The organism is Peribacillus sp. NPDC055009 (assembly GCF_053608705.1).
Map to the genome: position 1 here is coordinate 115,223 of NZ_JBSGVZ010000013.1, position 21,183 is coordinate 136,405.

Genomic DNA, 21,183 nt, shown 5'->3' on the forward strand with positions numbered 1-21,183 from the left:
TTTTGCTAAAATCATAGGAAAATTCTAGTTAGGAAGGTTTACAGATATGCAAAATACACAAAGTTATTCAAGGTCAAGTCAAAAAACTATGGATTTAATTATTACCGCAATGTTGATTGCACTTGTGTTCCTATCTACTTTCTTTTTGAATATTAAACTGCCAATTGCTGCAAATGGAGGGTTAGTTCATCTAGGAACAGCTATGCTTTTTATTGCATCTATTTTATTTGGTCCTAAAAAAGCAGCTCTTGCTGGTGCGATAGGAATGGGGTTATTTGATATAGTTGGAGGGTGGACATTGTGGGCACCTATCACCATTGTGGCGCGTGGTTTGCAAGGATATATAGTTGGTAAAATCGCTTGGTCAAAGGGTCGCAACGGTACTAGCATTGCTTTCAATGTAATAGCAACAATCGTTTCCATTCCATTTATGATAGCTGTTTATTATATTGGTGAAGGGATTCTATACGGTAATTGGATTGCACCTTTAGCTTCGATACCTGGAGATCTCGTTCAAAATATATTAGGAATTATCGTTGCCGTTCCAGTTTGTGTGGCTTTGAAAAAGGTTCCTTATTTTAAGTAAATTCGCTATAAAGGTAAACGTCAAGTAGCCCCCAAATACTACATGGATGGTGTATTTCGGGACTATGTTTTGTTTGCTTCCCTTTTTATCGGTACTCTGCATGCAGAGGGTAACCTAGATGACCACGGCAAGACTTTATCTATTTCTTTTTTATTCGTAAGATCCATATTTGGTAGCGTTTCAAACAAATAGCGAAGATAATGATAGGGACTCAAATCGTTCTCTTTTGCCGTTTCAACCACACTATACATGATGGCACTCCCTCTAACACCTCGCGGTGTATTAGAAAACATCCAATTTTTTCTCCCAATCACAAACGGCTTAATGGAACGTTCACTTCTGTTGTTGTCGATTTCTAAATGTCCGTCCAATAAAAAAGCTACAAGATGATTCCATTGATTCAAACAATAAATGATCGCTTTTCCTAGCGTCAGTATTGTCAATGGTTAGAGGTATGTCAAAGGACAATAATTATAGGTACTCTTTAGTGTCCTTTGGATTAGAGTGTACCTAATAAACCATATACATATATAAATCAGAAAAATATAGATTATATATTATTGAAGAAAGTGACTCACTAGACTCTAATAGACTCTAGACAACAACAAGACCCTACCATAAGACCTCTTACCAACAACCAAACCTCTGACTAGATATTAACTCCATATAAAAATACAACCCAATCCTTTTCAATCTTTCAAACGTTACATTGTGAAATTCCTCTTGGAGTATACGGGTAATGTCTAATACCCGAAGTTTTAGGAATGGACCAGACTGCAGCTAAGGAAGCGTTAGACTCCGGTTGCCTATTATTTAGCTGGTGAGATAACTCTGCATTCCTGAAATTAAGGTGAATTTGATCCTTTTCTTTGCATCCTTTAAAAAGTAATATTTCTTAAGATAACTCAACTATTATCCTATATCTGTAATTTATACCCTTTGAGGGAGTTAACGTTTGAAACAACAATAGAAATATATTACTCTAAATATTGGTATAAAAAACCAGTGTTTATATTTTAAAGGGGGAAATGAGATGTTAGAGCAGATAATAAACAAGCTTATAAATGATTTATCACAAGTTAATTGGGATTCCTACACTAAAGATCAGAAAATCTCCAAACTTCGTGAGGTTATGGGACACCTTAAAAACGTATTTAGAATTGAAGGTCCCATTAGCCTTTCTTTTCCTGTAAATCAACGAGGTGGTAGCTATGTTTATCGACGAAGGGAACATTTAATTGAAATTGGACAACTTGATTTTGATAGTTCTAAAGAATCCGTTGACAACTTGGCTCACGAGCTTTTCCATGCTATGCAAATGGAGAGAATTGATGAATTTAATAAAGTCACAATGCCAAATGAAATTATTAATCAAAGAATATTACAGCTGGAAAACCCATTTATAAAGGAATGGATTAAGAATAAAAAAGATGGGTATATTGAACCTACTCTACCTTGGTGGCAGTTTTGGATTAGTTCCAAAAAGCAATATAGTAAATATAGAAACCAACCAATTGAGAGAGATGCTTGGGAAAATGGAGAAAAAACAGCAAAAAAGTTGACAGTTCCTATTTCCCTGAAAAAATCCCTTCCTTCATTTTTCGATTCGATTATGCAAAAGAGCCAAATACCACTTTCAGAGGAAAATATTAATGTAATAGAAGAATTTCGAAAAAACTTTAAGAATGACGATGACCTTTAAAACTGCTTATTCCCTGCTAAGACTCAAGTACAAGAATGTTCATTAAACTAAAGCGTGTTGGGTTATACAAAGAGTCGTATTGAAGTGAACCCAAAAAGTTAGACACTTTATTTACTTAGGCAGCCTTTAGGGCATGAACCCGGTAATCTACCGGGCTCATGCCTTTTAATTATTAAGATGTCCCTACCCTCTATTACATGAGGAAGCTTTCGTGGTTATTCAGCGGCTCTTAGAAGATTTATTCCTCTGCTTGTCCAAGAAGGCTATACTTCCATTGAGCAAGCTCTATCCGGTGGCATTATAGATATCCTTTCGTCAAATACGTTTTATACTCTCTCTAGAGTAGACCAGGAAAACGAAAGAATAGTTTTAAGATCCCGGCTTAATTACTACTCGAAGATAAACAGGATTCACATAAATATCCACCGGAGCGCATCCGAGAAAATTTAAATTTATTTGATTTTGAAGTTCCTGATAAGGACATGGAGCGTTTGGATCGTTTAGATCAGAATCAACCAATAGCTTGGGCAGCCAGTGGTGTTAATCCGATGGAAGCCGCTCCACCCCTCAAATAAATTTTATCAGATATGAAGCTATGCAGGATCAGTTAGATAATTGACTGTGAACATTTTAACTAAACAACTTCCATATATGCGCGGTGTGGAAGTCATTAAACCGTAAGTAAAAAGGAATCAGCTTCTGATTAAAGAGGCTGATTCTTTTTTTATCAAAGTTTGAAATTATTTCGGAAAAACTTTATAGAGAGCTTGACATTAATGAGATAGCCGTGCCAATGAAGTTCAATCCATCTCCGAGTTTCAAACGGAATACTCTCTTTAGAGCCGGTACGTTGAAGAAGAAATTCTTCCTACCTTAAGAGAATTTGCAATGACTCATGTGACATATAGTCCTCTAAGCAGAGGCTTCATTTCTGGGGAACTGCGCAAGTTTGAGGATTTTGAGCCTCATGATGTACGTAAAAATTCGCCACGGTTTCACGGTGAAAATTTCCACATTGCAGTTCATTAAATCTTTATATTTTAAAGGTTGTGGCTCCATTTACACATTAACCATTTTTCACAACCTCCAATATTACTACAAAGTGAGAAGCCTATACTATTAAAAAAATTACTTGCATCTATATCATAGGGATCTGCTAAGATTTCCTCTGTAGTAGCCTGAGATATTGCAAATTCAACCAATTCCTTCCCAATTCCTTTTTTTCGATAATTGGGCTGAACAAATAATACACCTATTAACGTAAAAAAAGAATTAGCTAAATTATCTATACTCTTGAAAAGATAGTCACCGGTCTCTTCAGAAAATCGGATCAATCCAACCAAATCACCCGTATTATCAAAATAGCCGTATACATCTATTTCATCATCTTCGTAATCATCAATGAACTCGTGGAAAGTTTCCATAATTACCTCATCACTTAAAGAAAATTCATCAGTACTCATTTTGTCTTCAAACATACAAAACTCTTGTTTTTTTACAATTCTAATCATATAAACTTCACCATTTTTTTCGCGTTTTAGTTTAAATAAGTATCCAATTCATTCGAGATGTCGAAGAAAAACATGGACGATAATTACTTACTTTCTTTCTTAAAAGTTTAAATTTGGTCATAAAAAAATAACCACTTTTCTCACGACCAAGATAAGAATTGAAATTCAACTTGCAAAAGCTTTATGCAAAGCACTAGAAGCTCTGTTGAAGTAGGTATTATCTAATTCGAACCAATAAAGTTCCGATTTAGATTTATAGCAGCCTGTCCTGTTGATCCTGAACCCATAAAACAATCTAATACTGTTTCACCTTTATTAGAATGAGTTGCAATTATTTTTTCGAGAACAGCAACTAGCTTTTGACAAGGGTGAAATCTCACTTTCCCACTAACTATAGGTGCTTCATATGAAGCCCTATCATAATAAGAATTAAACGTTCTTTTAGTCCCTTTAGTATGGAAATAAAATATTCTCTTGAGTTTGACAAATAATTTACTTTCGCATTAATGGGGACCGGATTCGTTTTTTCCCAAACTCCTATTCTTTGTTGTTTCAACTTCAGCTTTTCTGCAACTTTTGATATATCACTTATTTTAAAAATATCGTAAAAAATAACCATTGTTCCACCTGGATCTAGTACTCTTTTGAATTCTTATAGCTTCGATGATAAAAATCCACTATTTTTTGACGACTTTTCTTTTTACTTTAATTGCTTTCATTATTCCCACCAAAAACAAAAGGATGATGAATTACTTGAAAACCGAGGATGACGAACATATTTATTAAGTATAAAAGGACAGATAAATTGATCATGCCTTTTATAAGCGAAAACTATTCAAAAAAAGGTAAGAGCATATAAGTGCTCTTACCTTTTTTCATTTTAATCTTTCCTATTACTCTTCCTTGCCTGCTGCCATATTCATGTTCGCTTCGACATTCTCCTGGCTGATGGTGGTAAATGGTAAATTTCGTTTTCCTGAGAAATTCTCAAGCAAGTCTTTGACATCAATTCCCGAGGATGCCTTTAATGACTCCTGCAAGGATGCCATTAAATCCGTTGCATATCCAGTCACTTTATTAGCCCCGCCATTTTTACTGCTTCCACCTGTATCCACTACAGTGATCTTGTCGATATTACTAAGCGGGCTTGCCACTTGTTTTGCATACTCCGGCAGCATTTTCAAAATCATGTCCATTACGGCCGCTTGCCCGAACTGTTCAAAAGCTTCAGCGATTTTCTGCTTGGCTTCTGCCTCTGCTACCCCTTTTAACCTGATGATTTCCGCTTCAGACGTACCTTGTGCCCTTTGTGCGTCCGCTTTAGCAAGACCGTCCATACGAACACGTTCCGCTTCCGCTTTCGCCATGGCTTCAATTTTATACTTATCGGCATCCGCTTCTGTAATCTGTTTCATCTTGTTGGCTGAGGCTGCCTGCTCTACCGCATAACGGTCTGCATCGGCCTTTTTCTTCACTTCTGAATCATATTGCTTTTCACGGCGAAGGATTTCCTTTTCCTCCAGCTCAATTTGCTTCTGACGTTCAATGATCCTGATTTGCATTTCCTGTTCTGTTACATCCTGTTTAGATCTGGCCGTTTCAAGATCGTAAGCTTGGTCAGCCCGTGCTTTGGCAATATCCTGCTCACGCCGGAATTCCGCAACCTTTAGCTTGTTGATTTTTTCGGCTTCTGCTATTTCGGTTGCCCTTTCAAGTTCGGCACGCTGGGCTTCCTTCGAAGCTTCGGCTCGCTTGATTCGCGTTTCTTTCTCTGCCTCGGCGGTAGCTATATCGGCATCCCTCTTCACCTGGGCAATCCTTGGCTTTCCGAGCGATTCAAGATATCCATTTTTATCCCGAACATCTTTAATCGTGAACGATACGATGATGAGTCCCATTTTAGCTAGATCCTGCGAGGCTACCCTCTGTACTTCCTGGGAAAACTTTTCACGGTTTTTATAAATTTCCTCGACTGTCATCGAACCAAGTATGGAACGAAGATGTCCCTCCAAGACTTCCCGCGCTTCCTGTTCACGGTCATCTTTTGATTTACCAAGAAATTGCTCTGCCGCTGTAGCGATATCGGTGATTGAACTGCCAATCTTGATTATCGATACACCATCTGCCATGACAGGAACTCCCTGTTCCGTATATACTTCAGGCGTTGAAACCTCAAGCTTGCTTGATAACAAGCTTAGTGGTTCCGCTTGCTGGAACACCGGGAGAACGAATGCACCACCGCCGCGGACGATTTTAATTTTATTTCCTGATTCGTCGATGTGAACATTTTTGCTTCCTAAATAGCTTCCGGTCACGATCAATGCTTCATCAGGACCAGCAGTACGGTATTTCGTAATAAAGACAGCAATAAGTGCGATAAGTAAAAATGCAACAATGGCGACAACAATCCAAATCAAATCAAACATAACTTACCTCCTACCCTTTTTTTAATCCTGGTGGGGCATAACATAGACAACCCCATTTTTAACTTCGATGATCAAGACCTTTGAATCCGAAACAATATCTTCATTCTTATAACTTGCCGCAGTTTTCGCGATGCTTCCGCTGATGCTTTCAATCAGGACTTCCCCAAACCCGTCAACCGGGATTGATGTCAGAACCCTGCCGACCCTCCCTCTCAGGTCATTATCATGAAATGTCAAACTTTCTTCCGCTGATGAGATCGGAATCAAAACAAATACATTCAGTAAAGTGACGATAATTAATGAAATGATCAGGGAAATGCCGGCACTCAATCCAGCATTAAGTCCTGAAAGCGATTCAAACAAAAACCCACTCGCAAAAAACACGGTGAAAAAGCTAAAAATGAGAGTTGGATTAAATATATCCGGTAATTCAAGGCCGGAAAATATATCATTAAACAAAATAAATAAGAATGTTAGCCCCCCGAATATAATTAATCCATATAAATAGACTGTTTCTAACGGAACCCCAAATAACTCCATCATTTTCATCCTTTAGTTTCGATTTTTCCATGCCGCTTACTACTTTAAGGACCTGGGATAAGCGTTTTACCAACAATGATAATATCTGGTTATAATCCCCTCCAATTACTTTGATTACCATTCATACGAATGACGCATTCAAAAAGTTTCATTTATTTTAAAAGACCATTATTGAAATAAAATTCATAATACCATTGACAGTGTTTACTTAACATATTAAAATTCTTTATATGTTAACTCTTTACATAACTAGGTTTACATTAGGGGGAAGCACGATGAAGGAACGTCATGAGAAGTTAAGAATGATGATGGTTACAGCTTTATTTGCAGCACTTATAGGAATACTTGCCCAAATTACAATTCCACTGCCCATAGTACCGATTACAGGACAGACTCTAGCTGTTGGATTGGCAGCTACGATACTCGGTTCACGTTATGGAACCTCTTCCGTTTTATTATATTTGTTCATTGGAGCAGCGGGTGTTCCTGTATTCGCTGAAATGTCAGGAGGGCTTGCTAAAATATTCGGTCCTACTGGCGGTTATTTATTATCCTATATCCCGACAGTGTATATAACGGGTTTGATATTGGAAAAAACGCGTTTCTCAGTTGCGATGGCTTTCCTTGCAAATACAATCGGGATGATAGTTACTTTGGTCATCGGTACGGTTTGGTTAAAATATATGAGTTCATTATCTTGGCCAGTGGCATTTGCCAGCGGTTTTGCTCCATTTATTATCGTAGGCGTTTTAAAGGCATTCCTTGCATCTTGGCTTGGCATTACAATCCGTTCAAGGTTAGCGTCGGCTAATATGCTGCCAAAAAAAAATGCACCACTTTCCCAATGATGGGTAAATGAAAGAGAGGGTACCGCTAGTGGTACCCTCTCTTTCATTTATATTCAAATTCCGGAACTCTGCATAAAAAAAAGACTCTTAAAAAGAATCTTTTTTACAAGTATTTATTGCGGTCCTATCCCCATAAGTCCGAATATGAATAGCAAATGTATATTATCCCCTTTGCTAACCGTAATCATTTTACTATAGTAACAGTAATTTGACAACTATTGAGGACACAATGAACATGCTACCATTTTATTACACAAGGAAGAATATAGTAACGGATTTGGTTACTTATTATTCACTTTATATTCTTTTTTCGTACCATCTTCGAAAACGACCTCTAGATCGAATTCTTGATAGTCATCTTTCAAATTAAAAGCTTTTGTCACTTCTTGAATGACTTCCTCATCTGATGAATCTTTGGTGAATGTCAATTTTTCTAAAATCGGGGTCAATTCTTTCATTGCTTCATCACCGTGAACTTCATGTTTGTTAAGTTTGTCCTCGATCGAAGCTTCTGTTTGGGCTCCCATGGTATCATATTCAGCTTCGTATTCGTTATCATTGCCTGTATAATCCACTTCTAATTGAAAATCCTTATAAGTGAAAGGCAGTTTTTCATTATTATCCGTTCCTGTTTCAGGGTTATTTTCCGCTTGATTTTCATTTTCCTGAACTGGCGGGTTTTTCACTTCATCGTTTTCTTCGCCGCATCCAGCCAAAACAAGCATAGCCGCAAACGGGACCGATAATATTTTGATTGATCTTCTCATTAGTTTTTTCCTCCTTTAGTTTGTATACGTTATTTATTTCCTAATAGGGGGCATTTAAAACCTCAAGAATCTCTCAGATACATCATATCAACGAAGTTATCATAGTGGAAGGATATAAAACAATACCGCAAAAAAGTGTGTGACAGACCCCCCAAGCACGAATACATGCCAAACCGCATGATGAAACGGAAAACCGCGCCAAACATAAAAGATGGCTCCAAACGTATAAAGCAATCCCCCTGCAATCAATAACTGGATACCAGCTGAAGGCATCGTTGCTGTAAGTGGTCCCCAAACGATAACGATCATCCACCCCATCGCAATATAGAGAATCGTCGAAAGGAAGAGGAATCTTTTCACATAGAAAGCTTTGAAGACGACGCCTATGATTGCAACTCCCCAAATTATACCTAGCAGTGTCCAGCCGAGTGACCCTTGGATCACAAGAAGCATGATGGGCGTGTATGTCCCGGCAATGAATATATATATGGCTGAATGATCAAAGATTTCAAATATATCCTTCGTTTTGCCCTCTGGAAAACTATGCACTAAAGTGGAAGAAACATATAAAAGAAGCATGGAAACACCATAAATTACTGAAATGACTACATGCCAAGGCGATCCTGTTTGGGCTGAGAATATGATTAAAAACACAAGGGCGGCAATACTTAACAAAACGCCGATACCGTGGGTTATCGCATTGACCACTTCTTCTTTTTTTGTATAAACATGTGTATTAGCCATGTTACAGCTCCTTAATTCCGGCTTAATTTTTTTGTATTCACCTAAAGTATACACCAGTTCTTCCAAGCAATATAGAAAAGTGAATATTAACTTGATTAATACCCACTAATTAGATTATCATCTAATTAGATGATAATCTAATTAGAAAAGGGGGATAAAAGTGCAATTAGAAAAATTGGTCGCTTTCCACAAAACGATTGGTGATGTAACCAGGATTAGGATTATATCCATCCTTGCAAATGGCCCGAAACACGGACAGGCACTTGCGGGAATATTGAAATTGACGGCCCCGACCATATCACACCATTTAACGAAATTGAAGGACATTAATTTAGTGAAGGATCGCAGGGAAAAAAATACGGTATATTATTTTTTGAATGAAGATGTACTGAAGCATTATTCGTCAGCATTACCTAAAATGGTTTCAAATAAGGGGGACTCTAATAATATGGATAATCAAAAGCTGAATTTAGAACACAAAAAGATCCTTGAAAACTTCTATACGCCAGATGGCCGACTAAAAACAATACCAGCACAAAGGAAAAAGAAAATGATCATCCTTCATCATATTGGCAGCCTTCTGGAAAAGGGACGTAAGTATCCAGAAAAAGAACTGAATGAATTCATACAGTCATTCCATGATGATTATGCAACGATAAGGCGTGAACTCATTATCGGAAGCATCATGTACCGTGAAAACAGCATTTATGAGCTGAATCCCCGCGAGATGTGGGCTGACATCGTTTAACGGAAGGATTCTAAATTAAAAACCGGCCTCCCATTTGGAAAGCCGGTTCTTGAGATGCAGTTTATATGGCAAAATGGTGACCGCCGATTATTTTGATTACATCTAATTGTTTCATCCATTCGCTGTCCGAAATGCTAGGATTCCAAAAATACAATGCATCATTTGTATAGCCATGAATCGCCAATGCTTCATTGACAGCTTTCTTGGCGTCATCTCCTGCTGGTTTATTTATACTGCCATCACCAACAGGCGAGAATTGGTTTTTTTGATAGATGACTTCCCGTACCGTATCAGGAAATTCATCGCTATCAAGGCGATTCAAAACAACTCCTGCCACCTCGACCTTACCTCTGTATGGCTCCCCTTTAGCTTCTGCATGCACAAGCCTTGCTAATAATTCTTTATCTTTTTCATTCATTACATGTGGAATAATCAATGTTTTACCGGGCTCGGCAACATTATTTACATTATTATTGACTTCTTTCAACTTACCGATTGGAACACCGTGCTGCTTCGCAATATCCCATATCGATTCACCTTGTTTAATGACATGTTTGGTTGCTCCATCCGAAGCTTTACTGGTCGTTCCCTTAGGAAAAGCTATCCCAAGTATGATGACACTTAGAGTCATTATCACAGTTATTATAACTGATAATTTCATCCTGTAACCTCCTCGTTAAGCATCTTCCTAGGATAACAGACCATATGGGAGAAAACAGTGCTAAATTTTTTCCAAGGAAATGAAGGAAAAATTTTCACGGGTCTATTAACTTCGAAATTTTAATGATTTCCATTCTTCACGTAGCATTCCCATTCTGATTGAATCGTAATAATAACCATCATGATAACGGCATTTTCTCATCCTTCCCTCTACTTGCATGCCCACCTTTTCTCCAACTGCGATCATACGTTCATTACCTGACCACGTCGTCAGACCAACCCGCTCAATCTCCATTTTTTCGAATAAATAGCCTATGTATAACATTAACGCTTCTGTTCCGTAACCGCCGTTCCAATACTCGGGCTCAAAAATCGTAATTCCGATTTCAAGCCAGCGTGAAGGTTCATGTTCCCAGTAATATACAACAGAGCCTATTATTTGATCGTTTTTTTCCATTAATAACTCGGAATAAGCCCCCATTTTCTCATCATAGGTTTTATGCTTCAGTTCTTTTTCGATATACGTTTGGAAATCAATGAGTTCTAGAGGATAATAAGGTGCATCCCACTTTTTCCATTCTGGATCGGCTTCTCCATATTTCAGGCTCCATAAACGTTTTACATCGGCTTGTTTAACATTCCTCAATATTACTTTGCTTCCTTCAATCCAAACATCGTCCAATCCGCTTCCTCCCACTTCATCCTTGCCATACCTTCCATTTTACCGGTCGACACATAATTTTATAAAATATTGCCTTTCTCTGGGACCATCGAATTCACAAAAATATACACCCTGCCATGTACCAAGGATTAAGCTCCCTTTATGGATAATCACCTGCTGTGAAGAACCAACCGTACTTGATTTCAAATGGGCAGCCGTGTTTCCTTCCATATGTAAATCCAATGTATGGTTCCATGGGTATTGCTCATCAAATCTTCTTAGCATATCCTTTTTGACATCGGGATCAGCATTTTCATTAATCGTGATTCCTGCTGTCGTATGTGGACAATATATAAGAGCTATCCCCTCTTGAACCCCATTTTCATTAATGAAGGCCTGTACTTCTATCGTTACATCAATCATATCATCCCTTTTCGTCGTTTTTAAGGTATTTTTCTTCAGCATGTACGTTCACTCCCTTTGTCAATTTAATACTCTTTACCCATAAACATAACATTCATGCTTTAAAAAACCAGTCGATATTAAGATTAGCAAACCTTATAATAATTATTTTGTTTTAATATTGGATCTATAAGGAATGAGGGAGGTGAGAATGGTTTGAATACGGATCGACCAGTTGAGGACTGCGCGAAAAATCCCATCCAGCTCTTGTAGTTGAGAATAAGATAGGTTATAGGCTTATAGCCACATTTAATAATATCTTTTAAAGTGACGCAAGGTTTCCTGAAGCGAACCGCATTTTTGTATCACCCTTTCGGCAACCGGATTGAAGTTTTGGATTGGATATAAGAAAAGCGGACCCGGTGTAATTGGATGCGCTTTCAGACTGAAGACAAACTCGACGAAAATCAAGTTTGTCTTCAGTTTTTTTTGTTTTAGGCTATGTTAATTTTCATTGTTAATTTACGATTGAAATAACAGCTAATCGAATAAAATGAATTTATCCTCTTGTGTAAGTTGCCGATATAGCATTAGTTCTCACCCAATTCTAACTCCTTTATGCTCATGCCTTCCGTGGTTAATCGGAATAGACCGAACATTACTGGATTAGCTTGCACCCACCCTTCACGGACTAACTCTTTAAGAGTCTGATTTATACAGGATAGAGTTCCCCATTCTTTCGGAAGACGGCCAGAAATTTGAATCGGTGTCTGCCAATCAGTGGTTAATGATAGCAACAAGTTTCGTTGTTTTGGGGTCAAGTCCATACTTACTACCTCCCAGTTTTTAGGTCGCCAATATTAATGGTACGTTCTTAATGACTGAAAAGTTTCGTTAATCGGTAATAAACAGCTATCTACAATGATTTTTCTTATAGATAAATTATCACTTCAATATTGTGAAACCCCAATTAGCCAAAGCACGATCGGCACTAAATTGACATCGGACAATACGCTTGCAAAGATGCTTGAATGGCTTTTTCTTCGTATGTAAAAAGCAAAGGATTGGATCCTTGCCGTTTTAAATCAGATGGAACAGAACGTGTTAAAGGACTTTACCACATCCAGAATGTGAAAAATTCATCGATAATTATTAGAGTTGGTTTTATTTTTTTAGGTATAGTGAAACATCTATCCTAAGGAAGCACATGCCATCAAGGACACATTCAAGAAGAAATAAATCAAGATCGTAAAAAACAGTGTAAAGAAGTCCTTTTCACCAGATAAGTTTATCAAGAAAGAAGACAGGGAGATTAAAGAAAGTTCAACTGATCCTGAGAATAGCTACTATGTGCAAGAGAACAAAACAGCTTGCCTTTTCGTTTCATGCGGCAGCAGAAAATACGCATGATAGTCATCTTAGACCCTCTATTTACAATTATTTCCATCCAATAAAATTAAAAAAGGTTCCGGAATAATGCCATTCCGAAACCTTTTTGTCTACAAACTGAATGCGGATCCAATGTACTTGGACCCGCTATCTTTCAGTTTTTTTATATCCGTTTCTTTTTCCAGAATCCCAATATTAAAGCGGTAATAAGGGCTCCTATTAAAATAGCCAGCAAATAGCGGAAAGGATGGTTGACTAGAGGGATGACAAATATTCCCCCATGAGGCGCTGGCAAAGTTACACCAAAAGCCATTGACAGGGCTCCTGCCGTCGCTGCCCCAACAACACTGCTGACGATAACGCGCAATGGATCCGCCGCCGCAAAAGGAATGGCACCCTCTGTGATGAATGAAGCACCCATGAAGTAATTAGTGAATCCGGACTTCCTTTCCATTTCACTGAATTTACTTTTAAAGAATGTTGTTGCAAATGCGATTCCCAGGGGAGGAACCATTCCGCCAGCCATTACTGCAGCATGCGGTCCGAAACTTGATGCCTCAATGGCTGCAATCCCAAAGGTGAATGCTGCTTTATTTAAAGGTCCGCCCATATCCACAGCCATCATACCCCCAAGAATCAGGCCTAGGAATATTGCGTTCGTTCCGGATAAGCCCTGAAGCCAGTTGGTCAGGCCCGTGTTAATTGCTGTTACTGGTTCATTTATAAGAAATATCATGATAAACCCTGTAATTAACATTCCGAAAACAGGATAGAGTAAAACCGGTTTAATGCCATCTAGTGTTTGCGGTAACTTGGAAAACAATTTTCTTAAAAGTAATACGACATAACCTGCAAGGAAACCGGCAATCAGTCCGCCAAGAAAACCGGCATTGGCCTGTGCTGCCAATAATCCCCCTACCATACCAGGAGCAAAACCTGGACGGTCGGCAATACTTGAAGCAATGAATCCAGCCAGGACAGGGATAAGTAAGAAGAAAGCACCATTTCCACCGCCAATATCACTTAATGCTTTGGCAATCGGATTATACTCCGGATTTGCCGGATCGGCTGCCTCTATCCCGAAAAAGAAAGAAAGCGCAATCAGGATTCCCCCCCCGACGACAAATGGAAGCATATTACTTACGCCATTCATTAAGTGCTTGTAGATCCCCAATCCTCCTTTAGCTGAATCACCTTCATCACTTTTATCATTTCCAGTTCCTTTGTAAACAGGTGCATCCTGATTCACGGCTCTGATTAACAGCTCCTCGGTCTTCCGGATTCCATGGGCAACAGGCACAATAATGACATGTTTTCCATTAAAACGATCCATTTCCACCTGCTTATCCGCTGCGACGATAATTGCATCCGCCTCATCAATCTCTGCAGCGGTTAAACCATTTTTGATTCCTGTGGAACCATTTGTTTCCACTTTGAAATCGATTCCCATTTCCTTCGCTTTGGCCTTTAACGCATCGGCAGCCATATAAGTATGGGCAATTCCTGTTGGACATGCTGTAACGGCAAGGATTTTACCTCCTTTATCGTTACCACTGGCATCATTACTTGATTGCTCCTCTTCCCTTTCTTCTTCATAAGCCTCCATTTCTTTTTGGTTGATTATCTCCAACACTTCCTCACCGGAAGAAGCAGAAATCAAGCGGGCTCTGAATTTATCATCCATCAGTAACGAAGAAAGCCGGGAAAGGGTTTCCAAGTGATCTGCATTCGCTCCTTCACTTGCTGCAATCATAAAGAACAAATGAGCTGGCTGCCCATCAAGCGATTCATAATCCACACCACTGACCGATTTGCCGAAACAGATGGCTGGTACCCTTACAGCATTTGTTTTTGCGTGCGGTATGGCTATCCCCTCACCAATCCCTGTTGTGCTTTGCTCTTCACGTTTTAAGATCGCAGCTTTGAAACCCTCCACATCGTTTAACCTTTCTGCCTCGGCCAACTTTCCTGATAGTTCATCAATGACTGCTTGCTTTGTAACACTTTGCAAATCTATTATGATTGTATCCAATTTTAACAAGTCTGTAATTTTCATAGAGTCAGCCTCCTGTTAGTTGATTGATGGCAATTTGCGGTAATAACTCTTCAATTTTATCCAGTGTACCGAGATCGGATGAAAAGGCTGTAGCACTTCCTGCAGCAAGACTGAAGCGGAAAGCGGATAAAATATCCCCTGTCCTTTCATATGTCCCGATGAAACCTGCGACCATGGAATCACCGGCACCCACTGAGTTGATGACGTTCCCTTTTGGAACATTTGCGGAATATGACTCTCCACCGGTGCAAAGCACGGCCCCCTGTCCCGCCATTGAAACAATAACATTTTGTGCTCCTGCTTCAACCAATTTAGTGCCATATTCTCTAGCATCATCAACCGTCCTTATTTCTGTGGAAAAAAGCTCACCCAGTTCATGGTGATTCGGCTTTATTAAAAATGGCCGGTGTGGAAGGACATTCAGTAATCCCTTGCCACTCGTATCCACCACCACTTTAATGCCGTTATCGGAACATGACCTTGCCATGTCTTCGTATACATCCGATGGAACGCTTGGAGGGATGCTTCCTGACAAAATGAGGATATCATTATTATTCAACTGTTCAATTTGACTAAATAATTGTTGATAATTCCCTTTTGAAATGACTGGCCCTTGGCTATTAATTTCGGTCTCCAGCCCTGTCTTCAATTTGATGTTTATTCTTGTATCTCCAGCTATCTCTGTAAAGTCCGTGAAAATCTCTTCCTGTCTTAAGAACCTTTTTACAAATTCACCTGTTTGTCCACCGATGAATCCTAAAGCTGTCGTACTATTGCCCAGCCTTTTAAGCACTCGGGAAACATTGATCCCTTTCCCTCCAGGGAATTTTGCATCATAACTTGTTCGATTCACCTTGCCCATTTGAAAACTTTCCACCTCGACAAGGTAATCGATGGATGGGTTGAGTGTCACTGTATAAATCATTAAATGGTCACGACCTTTACCTTTGGATTTTTATCGAGTTGAGCAACAGCCTCTTCATCATTGCTGTCAGTAAGGATTATGGCATCGCTTACATCAGCCACCTTAGCGAAAGTAGCTTCATTTAGTTTTGAACTGTCAGCAAGCACATAAGTTTCGTTAGAGAGGCGTAACGCCATCTTCTTCAGTAGAGCTTCTTCCGGGTCGGGTGTTGTGAAACCCAAATCTTGATGGATGCCGTTCATTCCCAAGAAACATTTATCAAAACGGTATTCATTCAAAAACTGTACAGCATTACTTCCTATAACCGCATTTGTCGAAAATTTAATCGTTCCGCCAACTAACACTGTTTTGATTTCCAATTCGATGAGTTTTGGAATATGCATAAGACCATTTGTCAGCACCGTTATATTTTTATCCTTTAAATAAGGAATCATTTCCGCAGTTGTCGTGCCTGCATCAAGATATATACAATCATTTTTCTCTATGAATGAAGCCGCCAGCTTTGCTATAAGTTGTTTTTCAGCTCTTGCTTTGTTTTGCTTTTCAATAGTTGTTGGTTCAAGGCCTTTTCTTTGAAGTAAAGAGGCCCCGCCGTGCACACGCTTCAAGAGCTTCATTTCTTCGAGTTGCACTAAATCTCTCCGAATGGTCGACTCCGAGGCTTGTAGCTGATCTACAAGCTCCTGTAGCTTTACCGTTCCATGTTCTTTAAGGATCGATAAGATGAACTGGTGCCTTTCAGTTGTCAACAATTCGCCCACCTCACTTTAATATCATCATCATATATGAAAACGGAGGAATAATCAATCACAAACGTTTAAAAATACTCAAATTCATTCAAAAATACCTTCAAAAACATTCAACTTCAATTGAAAAACCTTTCTTGAACCCCATTATCTCTTTTTCTATGAAAATATCCTTTCAGTTCTTCAAACAAAAAACCCCCATGTCATGATGACAGGGGGGTTTCTTATTATTTTATTAGCCTTGAAGTAAAAGTTGTTCTGGATCTTCCAGCATATCTTTGATAGCCACTAAGAAACCAACAGCTTCTTTTCCGTCTACGATACGGTGATCATAAGATAATGCAAGGTACATCATTGGTCTGTTTTCGATTTGATCTCCAACAGCGATTGGACGAGTCTTGATTGTATGCATGCCCAAGATCCCAACTTGAGGGGCATTCAAGATTGGTGTTGATAATAGGGAACCAAAAGTCCCTCCATTTGTGATGGTAAAAGTACCACCTGATAAATCTGAAAGTCCCAGTTTGTTGTTACGCGCTTTAACAGCTAAATCGGAAATGTTCTTCTCGATTTCAGCAAAGCTTTTGCGGTCAGCATCCCTTACTACCGGAACAACAAGACCTTCATCTGTGGATACAGCTACACCGATATCATAAAAGTTCTTTTTCAGGATATGGTCGCCTTGGATTTCAGCATTCAATAGCGGATATTTTTTCAATGCGCCAATGACCGCTTTAGTGAAGAATGACATGAAACCAAGTTTAACGTCATTTGTTTTCACGAAAGAATCCTTATGGCGGTTACGCAATTCCATGACTGCAGAAAGATCGACTTCGTTAAAAGTAGTAAGCATGGCTGCTTCGGATTGTACTTGAACTAGACGTTTGGCAATGGTTTGACGACGGCGTGTCATCTTAACCACTTCAATGCGGTCATCATTCACTTCAACAGGAGCGGCTGCTTGTTTAGCTGCAGGAGCTTGTTTTGGAGCTGCCGCAGGTGCTGTAGGTGCTGCAGGAGCATTACTTGCTGCTTCTACGTCTTGTACACGTACACGACCAAGTGGGTCGGCTACAGGCACTTGAGTCAAGTCAATTCCTTTTTCACGAGCCAATTTCCTTGCAGCTGGTGAAGCAATAACTTGTTGAGTGGATGATGCTTCTTTCGCTTCTGCTTTAGGAGCCTCTTTAGCAGGAGCCGCTTGTTCAGCCTTAGCTGGTTCTGCTTTAGCTTCTTCAACCTTAGGAGCTTCCGCTTTTGGAGCTGCTGCAGCTGATCCATTTTCATCAACGATGGCGATAGCCTGTCCGACTTGGACAGTATCGCCTTCTTCTGCTAAATGTTCCGAAAGTGTACCCGTATAATCTGAAATGATTTCCACGTTCACTTTATCCGTTTCAAGTTCAAGGACATATTCTCCTTTTTCAACGTGATCACCGGGTTGTTTTAACCATTGCGCAATAGATCCTTCAGAAATTGATTCTGCTAATTCAGGTACTTTTACTTCAGCCATTTTATTTCTCCCCCTCATTATTGCGTGTAATTGCTTGAGTCATAATCCGTTGTTGTTCATTTTTATGGACAAGTGGATCTCCCTCAGCCGGGCTTGATCTGCGCTTCCTTCCTATATATGTTACTGAAAGATTGCCAGGAGCCGCTGCATTTAAGCGAGGTTCAACAAATGTCCAAGCACCCATGTTTTTAGGTTCTTCTTGAGCCCAGAAGATTTCTTTAAGATTTGTATATTTTTTCAGGGCTTCTTGAACTCCAGTGAATGGGAATGGATAAATTTCTTCGATACTGATGATTTGCAACCAATCCGTATTTTTTTCAGTTGCCGCTTTTTCACGAAGTTCAACCGCCAATTTACCTGTTGCAAAAACAATGCGTTCAACCGATTTAGGTTTTTTGCCCAATGCTTTAGTTTCTACGAATGATTCAAATGCGCCTTCACTGAATTCTTCTGTTGTAGAAGCCATCACTTGATTACGAAGCATACTCTTCGGTGTCATGATGACAAGCGGACGTACTTGTTCTTGATCCAAAATCTTAGCTTGTCTTCTAAGGATATGGAAGTATTGAGCTGCCGAACTTAAGTTAGCAACTGTCCAGTTGTTTTCAGCTGCTAATTGAAGGAAGCGTTCCAGTCGCGCACTTGAGTGCTCTGGCCCTTGTCCTTCATAACCGTGTGGAAGCAGCATGACAAGACCTGATTTTTGACCCCATTTTGCACGGCCTGCTGCGATGAATTGGTCAAAGATCACTTGTGCTGTATTAGCGAAGTCACCGAATTGCCCTTCCCATAATACAAGTGTCTCAGGTGCAAATACATTATAACCATATTCATAAGCCAGAACTGCCGTTTCAGTAAGCGGGCTGTTATGAACAGCGAATGATGCTTTGGCAGTCTCAAGTGTGTGAAGTGGTGAATATGTTTTGCCATTAACACTATCATGTAACATGATATTACGTTGTGCGAATGTTCCACGCTCTGAATCTTGTCCTGTCAAACGGATTGGCGTGCCGTCACTTAATATGGATGCAAATGCCAATGTCTCGGCATGAGCCCAATCAATTTTTCCGTCAGCACCAAAGGAATCCAAGCGACGTGATAAAATCTTTCCTAATTTTTTATTAGGAGTGAATCCTTCCGGCCACTTAACAAGTTCTTCGTTAATTGTAACAAGTTCTTGTTTCGGAACTGCCGTTTCAATGGCTGGAAGTCCTTTTTCAATAATCCCAGGAGGATTACACTCTTTAGAAGCTTCCGGTTTATTTCCGGAAATTTTCGCATATGCATCTGCAAGCCTTGTATCCACTTGCTCAGCAATCGCTTTAACTTCGGCTTCAGTGAACTCGCCAGTTTCAATAAGTTTTTTCCCATAAAGCTCTTTAACCGTTGGGTGCTTATGAATTAATGCATACATTTCAGGTTGAGTCACCAATGGCTCATCCATTTCGTTATGGCCGAAACGTCTGTAACCGATCAGGTCGATCAAGAAATCCTTATTGTATTTTTCACGGTATAGGTTAGCAAGGTTCACAGCAGCCATACATGCTTCTGGATCATCTGCATTCACATGCACGATCGGCACTTCAAAGCCTTTTGCCAAATCACTAGCATATAAAGTTGAACGTGAATCTTCACTTTCCGTTGTAAAACCGATCATGTTATTGGCAATGATATGGATGGCGCCGCCAACTTGATAACCGCGTAAACGGCTTAAGTTAAACGTTTCAGGTACAATTCCTTCACCTGGGAATGCTGCATCACCATGAATCAGGATTGCAAGGGATTTGGAAATGTCCTGAACAGGGAATCCTTTTTCTGAACGGTCTTCTTGAGCCGCACGAGAATACCCTTCCACGATTGGACCGACCACTTCCAAGTGACTTGGGTTATTGGCAAGTGTAATCCTTGCTTTTTGTATATTAGCTTTAGTAATCTGTTTATCCAGACCTAAATGGTATTTAACATCACCGGTCCATCCATTGTTAATGCCTGTCGAACCTTCGGAAGGAACCAAATCTTTATTAGGTGAATGTTGGAATTCAGAGAAAATGACCTCATATGGCTTTCCTAATACATGTGCAAGCACATTCAAACGTCCACGGTGAGCCATGGCAATATTCACATTCCCCGTTCCGTTTTGAACAGTTTGTGAAATCATTTCATCTAAGATCGGAACCAAAGCATCCAGTCCTTCAATAGAGAAACGTTTTTGCCCTACATATGTGCGGTGAAGGAATTTCTCGAAGCCTTCTACTTCATTCAATCGTTTAAGTAATAATTCTCTTTTCTCTTTTCCCACTTCCGGGAACATGTTTCCGGATTCGACCATATCAGTAAGCCATTGCTTTTCATCCAAGTCATTAACATGATGAAATTCAAAGGCTATCGTTTTTGTATAGAGTTGTTTTAGGTATTGTACGGCTTCGTATCCGTCTTTCACGTCTTCAGGTGATTCCGGACAAATTAAGTCAGCCGGTATTTTCCTTAAATCATCTGCAGTCAAGCCATATTTTTCAAAGTGAATTTGTTCAGTGTCCAGAGCTTCTTCTTTTAAAGGATAAATATTTGCAGCAAGATGCCCGTATGCACGGATATTTTCAGCTAAATTAACTGCAGACATAATTTTCTTCATTGGAAGAACTTCTCCAGTTTGTACAGTTGATGCACTTACAGTCGTTGTTTCTGCCGATACATCGAATGAAGGAGGACCTGCTACTTCAAAAAAGTTTTTCAGTTCCGGATCCACTTCTTCCGGGTTGGCTAGAAATAAATCGTATTGCTCCATGACATACCCAAGGTTTGGACCCGAAAAAGCTTTCCAGTGGTCTAATACCTTAGAATCATTGATGGTCATTTTGTAAACCCCCAAATTTTTCTCATAATTTTTTTCATTTCGTTTTATCCATCCCCAAATTTCTTTCTTCTAAATTTTCCCCAAATATATGATATATATAAGATA

Annotated in this window: 19 protein-coding genes and 2 pseudogenes; 5 read left to right on the forward strand and 16 right to left on the reverse strand. The window is 39.4% G+C overall.

The features are described 5' to 3' along the window. Positions 1–46: 46 nt before the first annotated feature. The gene (locus ACWF5P_RS18835; RefSeq protein ID WP_096340597.1) at positions 47–586 is read left to right on the forward strand and encodes an ECF transporter S component; all 540 of its coding nucleotides are present in this window, start codon (positions 47–49) and stop codon (positions 584–586) included. 62 nt (positions 587–648) lie between these two features. On the opposite strand, the pseudogene ACWF5P_RS18840 reads toward ACWF5P_RS18835, so the two are convergent. Next, a pseudogene (locus tag ACWF5P_RS18840) lies at positions 649–1,017 on the reverse strand (IS66 family transposase); the annotation flags it as partial. A 602-nt stretch (positions 1,018–1,619) separates the two neighbouring features. On the opposite strand from ACWF5P_RS18840, the gene ACWF5P_RS18845 reads away from it, so the two are divergent. Next, positions 1,620–2,288, forward strand: a complete 669-nt coding sequence (locus tag ACWF5P_RS18845; protein WP_452445165.1) for a hypothetical protein — start codon at positions 1,620–1,622, stop codon at positions 2,286–2,288. A gap of 1,040 nt (positions 2,289–3,328) precedes the next feature. Here the strand turns inward: ACWF5P_RS18845 and ACWF5P_RS18850 are convergent. The 4 genes from ACWF5P_RS18850 to ACWF5P_RS18865 form a co-directional block, all read right to left on the reverse strand. Beyond that, the gene (locus ACWF5P_RS18850) at positions 3,329–3,799 is read right to left on the reverse strand and encodes a GNAT family N-acetyltransferase (protein ID WP_452445166.1); all 471 of its coding nucleotides are present in this window, start codon (positions 3,797–3,799) and stop codon (positions 3,329–3,331) included. Between the two features lie 221 nt (positions 3,800–4,020). Beyond that, positions 4,021–4,269, reverse strand: a complete 249-nt coding sequence (locus tag ACWF5P_RS18855) for a DNA methyltransferase (protein WP_452445172.1) — start codon at positions 4,267–4,269, stop codon at positions 4,021–4,023. Between the two features lie 423 nt (positions 4,270–4,692). Continuing rightward, entirely contained in the window at positions 4,693–6,225 is a 1,533-nt protein-coding gene (locus tag ACWF5P_RS18860) for an SPFH domain-containing protein (RefSeq protein WP_452445167.1), read from the reverse strand. 21 nt (positions 6,226–6,246) lie between these two features. Continuing rightward, complete coding sequence (locus tag ACWF5P_RS18865) at positions 6,247–6,765, reverse strand: hypothetical protein (protein ID WP_434169683.1); 519 nt, start codon at positions 6,763–6,765, stop codon at positions 6,247–6,249. Between the two features lie 275 nt (positions 6,766–7,040). On the opposite strand from ACWF5P_RS18865, the gene ACWF5P_RS18870 reads away from it, so the two are divergent. Beyond that, complete coding sequence (locus tag ACWF5P_RS18870; RefSeq protein WP_230175713.1) at positions 7,041–7,613, forward strand: biotin transporter BioY; 573 nt, start codon at positions 7,041–7,043, stop codon at positions 7,611–7,613. Positions 7,614–7,894: 281 nt separating this feature from the next. Here ACWF5P_RS18870 and ACWF5P_RS18875 read toward each other — a convergent pair whose 3' ends face one another. Beyond that, positions 7,895–8,380, reverse strand: coding sequence for a YusW family protein (locus tag ACWF5P_RS18875; RefSeq protein ID WP_101225197.1), 486 nt, complete (start codon positions 8,378–8,380; stop codon positions 7,895–7,897). A gap of 99 nt (positions 8,381–8,479) precedes the next feature. Then, complete coding sequence (gene trhA, locus ACWF5P_RS18880) at positions 8,480–9,124, reverse strand: PAQR family membrane homeostasis protein TrhA (protein WP_101225198.1); 645 nt, start codon at positions 9,122–9,124, stop codon at positions 8,480–8,482. A 160-nt stretch (positions 9,125–9,284) separates the two neighbouring features. Between trhA and ACWF5P_RS18885 the strand changes: the two genes are divergently transcribed. Further along, positions 9,285–9,872, forward strand: a complete 588-nt coding sequence (locus ACWF5P_RS18885) for a DUF2087 domain-containing protein (protein ID WP_101225199.1) — start codon at positions 9,285–9,287, stop codon at positions 9,870–9,872. Between the two features lie 61 nt (positions 9,873–9,933). On the opposite strand, the gene ACWF5P_RS18890 is transcribed toward ACWF5P_RS18885, so the two are convergent. The 4 genes from ACWF5P_RS18890 to ACWF5P_RS18905 form a co-directional block, all read right to left on the reverse strand. Further along, on the reverse strand, positions 9,934–10,533 hold the full coding sequence (locus ACWF5P_RS18890; protein ID WP_402937586.1) for a cell wall hydrolase: 600 nt from the start codon (positions 10,531–10,533) through the stop codon (positions 9,934–9,936). A 105-nt stretch (positions 10,534–10,638) separates the two neighbouring features. After that, complete coding sequence (locus ACWF5P_RS18895; RefSeq protein WP_434167142.1) at positions 10,639–11,214, reverse strand: GNAT family N-acetyltransferase; 576 nt, start codon at positions 11,212–11,214, stop codon at positions 10,639–10,641. 39 nt (positions 11,215–11,253) lie between these two features. Beyond that, entirely contained in the window at positions 11,254–11,658 is a 405-nt protein-coding gene (locus ACWF5P_RS18900) for a secondary thiamine-phosphate synthase enzyme YjbQ (RefSeq protein WP_434167143.1), read from the reverse strand. Between the two features lie 527 nt (positions 11,659–12,185). Next, complete coding sequence (locus tag ACWF5P_RS18905; protein WP_101225203.1) at positions 12,186–12,422, reverse strand: hypothetical protein; 237 nt, start codon at positions 12,420–12,422, stop codon at positions 12,186–12,188. Between the two features lie 207 nt (positions 12,423–12,629). Between ACWF5P_RS18905 and ACWF5P_RS18910 the strand changes: the two are divergent. Then, positions 12,630–12,734: pseudogene (locus ACWF5P_RS18910) on the forward strand (IS1595 family transposase); the annotation flags it as partial. A gap of 413 nt (positions 12,735–13,147) precedes the next feature. Here ACWF5P_RS18910 and ACWF5P_RS18915 read toward each other — a convergent pair. From ACWF5P_RS18915 to ACWF5P_RS18935, 5 genes are all read right to left on the reverse strand, one after another. After that, positions 13,148–15,040, reverse strand: coding sequence for a fructose-specific PTS transporter subunit EIIC (locus ACWF5P_RS18915; protein ID WP_434167144.1), 1,893 nt, complete (start codon positions 15,038–15,040; stop codon positions 13,148–13,150). Between the two features lie 4 nt (positions 15,041–15,044). Next, positions 15,045–15,965, reverse strand: coding sequence for a 1-phosphofructokinase (gene pfkB, locus ACWF5P_RS18920; protein ID WP_434167145.1), 921 nt, complete (start codon positions 15,963–15,965; stop codon positions 15,045–15,047). Beyond that, the gene (locus tag ACWF5P_RS18925; RefSeq protein WP_101225206.1) at positions 15,965–16,717 is read right to left on the reverse strand and encodes a DeoR/GlpR family DNA-binding transcription regulator; all 753 of its coding nucleotides are present in this window, start codon (positions 16,715–16,717) and stop codon (positions 15,965–15,967) included. Before ACWF5P_RS18925 ends, pfkB begins: the two co-directional genes overlap by 1 nt. 229 nt (positions 16,718–16,946) lie before the next feature. After that, positions 16,947–18,224, reverse strand: a complete 1,278-nt coding sequence (gene odhB / locus ACWF5P_RS18930; protein ID WP_101225207.1) for a 2-oxoglutarate dehydrogenase complex dihydrolipoyllysine-residue succinyltransferase — start codon at positions 18,222–18,224, stop codon at positions 16,947–16,949. A 1-nt stretch (position 18,225) separates the two neighbouring features. Next, complete coding sequence (locus ACWF5P_RS18935) at positions 18,226–21,078, reverse strand: 2-oxoglutarate dehydrogenase E1 component (RefSeq protein WP_452445168.1); 2,853 nt, start codon at positions 21,076–21,078, stop codon at positions 18,226–18,228. Between the last annotated feature and the right edge of the window lie 105 nt (positions 21,079–21,183).

Coding starts and splice junctions, on each gene's coding strand:
- ACWF5P_RS18835 (WP_096340597.1), top strand. CDS start 47: ATGCAAAATACACAAAGTTATTCAAGGTCAAGTCAAAAAACTATGGAT.
- ACWF5P_RS18845 (WP_452445165.1), top strand. CDS start 1,620: ATGTTAGAGCAGATAATAAACAAGCTTATAAATGATTTATCACAAGTT.
- ACWF5P_RS18850 (WP_452445166.1), bottom strand. CDS start 3,799: ATGATTAGAATTGTAAAAAAACAAGAGTTTTGTATGTTTGAAGACAAA.
- ACWF5P_RS18860 (WP_452445167.1), bottom strand. CDS start 6,225: ATGTTTGATTTGATTTGGATTGTTGTCGCCATTGTTGCATTTTTACTT.
- ACWF5P_RS18865 (WP_434169683.1), bottom strand. CDS start 6,765: ATGGAGTTATTTGGGGTTCCGTTAGAAACAGTCTATTTATATGGATTA.
- ACWF5P_RS18870 (WP_230175713.1), top strand. CDS start 7,041: ATGAAGGAACGTCATGAGAAGTTAAGAATGATGATGGTTACAGCTTTA.
- ACWF5P_RS18875 (WP_101225197.1), bottom strand. CDS start 8,380: ATGAGAAGATCAATCAAAATATTATCGGTCCCGTTTGCGGCTATGCTT.
- trhA (WP_101225198.1), bottom strand. CDS start 9,124: ATGGCTAATACACATGTTTATACAAAAAAAGAAGAAGTGGTCAATGCG.
- ACWF5P_RS18890 (WP_402937586.1), bottom strand. CDS start 10,533: ATGAAATTATCAGTTATAATAACTGTGATAATGACTCTAAGTGTCATC.
- ACWF5P_RS18900 (WP_434167143.1), bottom strand. CDS start 11,658: ATGCTGAAGAAAAATACCTTAAAAACGACGAAAAGGGATGATATGATT.
- ACWF5P_RS18905 (WP_101225203.1), bottom strand. CDS start 12,422: ATGGACTTGACCCCAAAACAACGAAACTTGTTGCTATCATTAACCACT.
- ACWF5P_RS18915 (WP_434167144.1), bottom strand. CDS start 15,040: ATGAAAATTACAGACTTGTTAAAATTGGATACAATCATAATAGATTTG.
- pfkB (WP_434167145.1), bottom strand. CDS start 15,965: ATGATTTATACAGTGACACTCAACCCATCCATCGATTACCTTGTCGAG.
- odhB (WP_101225207.1), bottom strand. CDS start 18,224: ATGGCTGAAGTAAAAGTACCTGAATTAGCAGAATCAATTTCTGAAGGA.
- ACWF5P_RS18935 (WP_452445168.1), bottom strand. CDS start 21,078: ATGACCATCAATGATTCTAAGGTATTAGACCACTGGAAAGCTTTTTCG.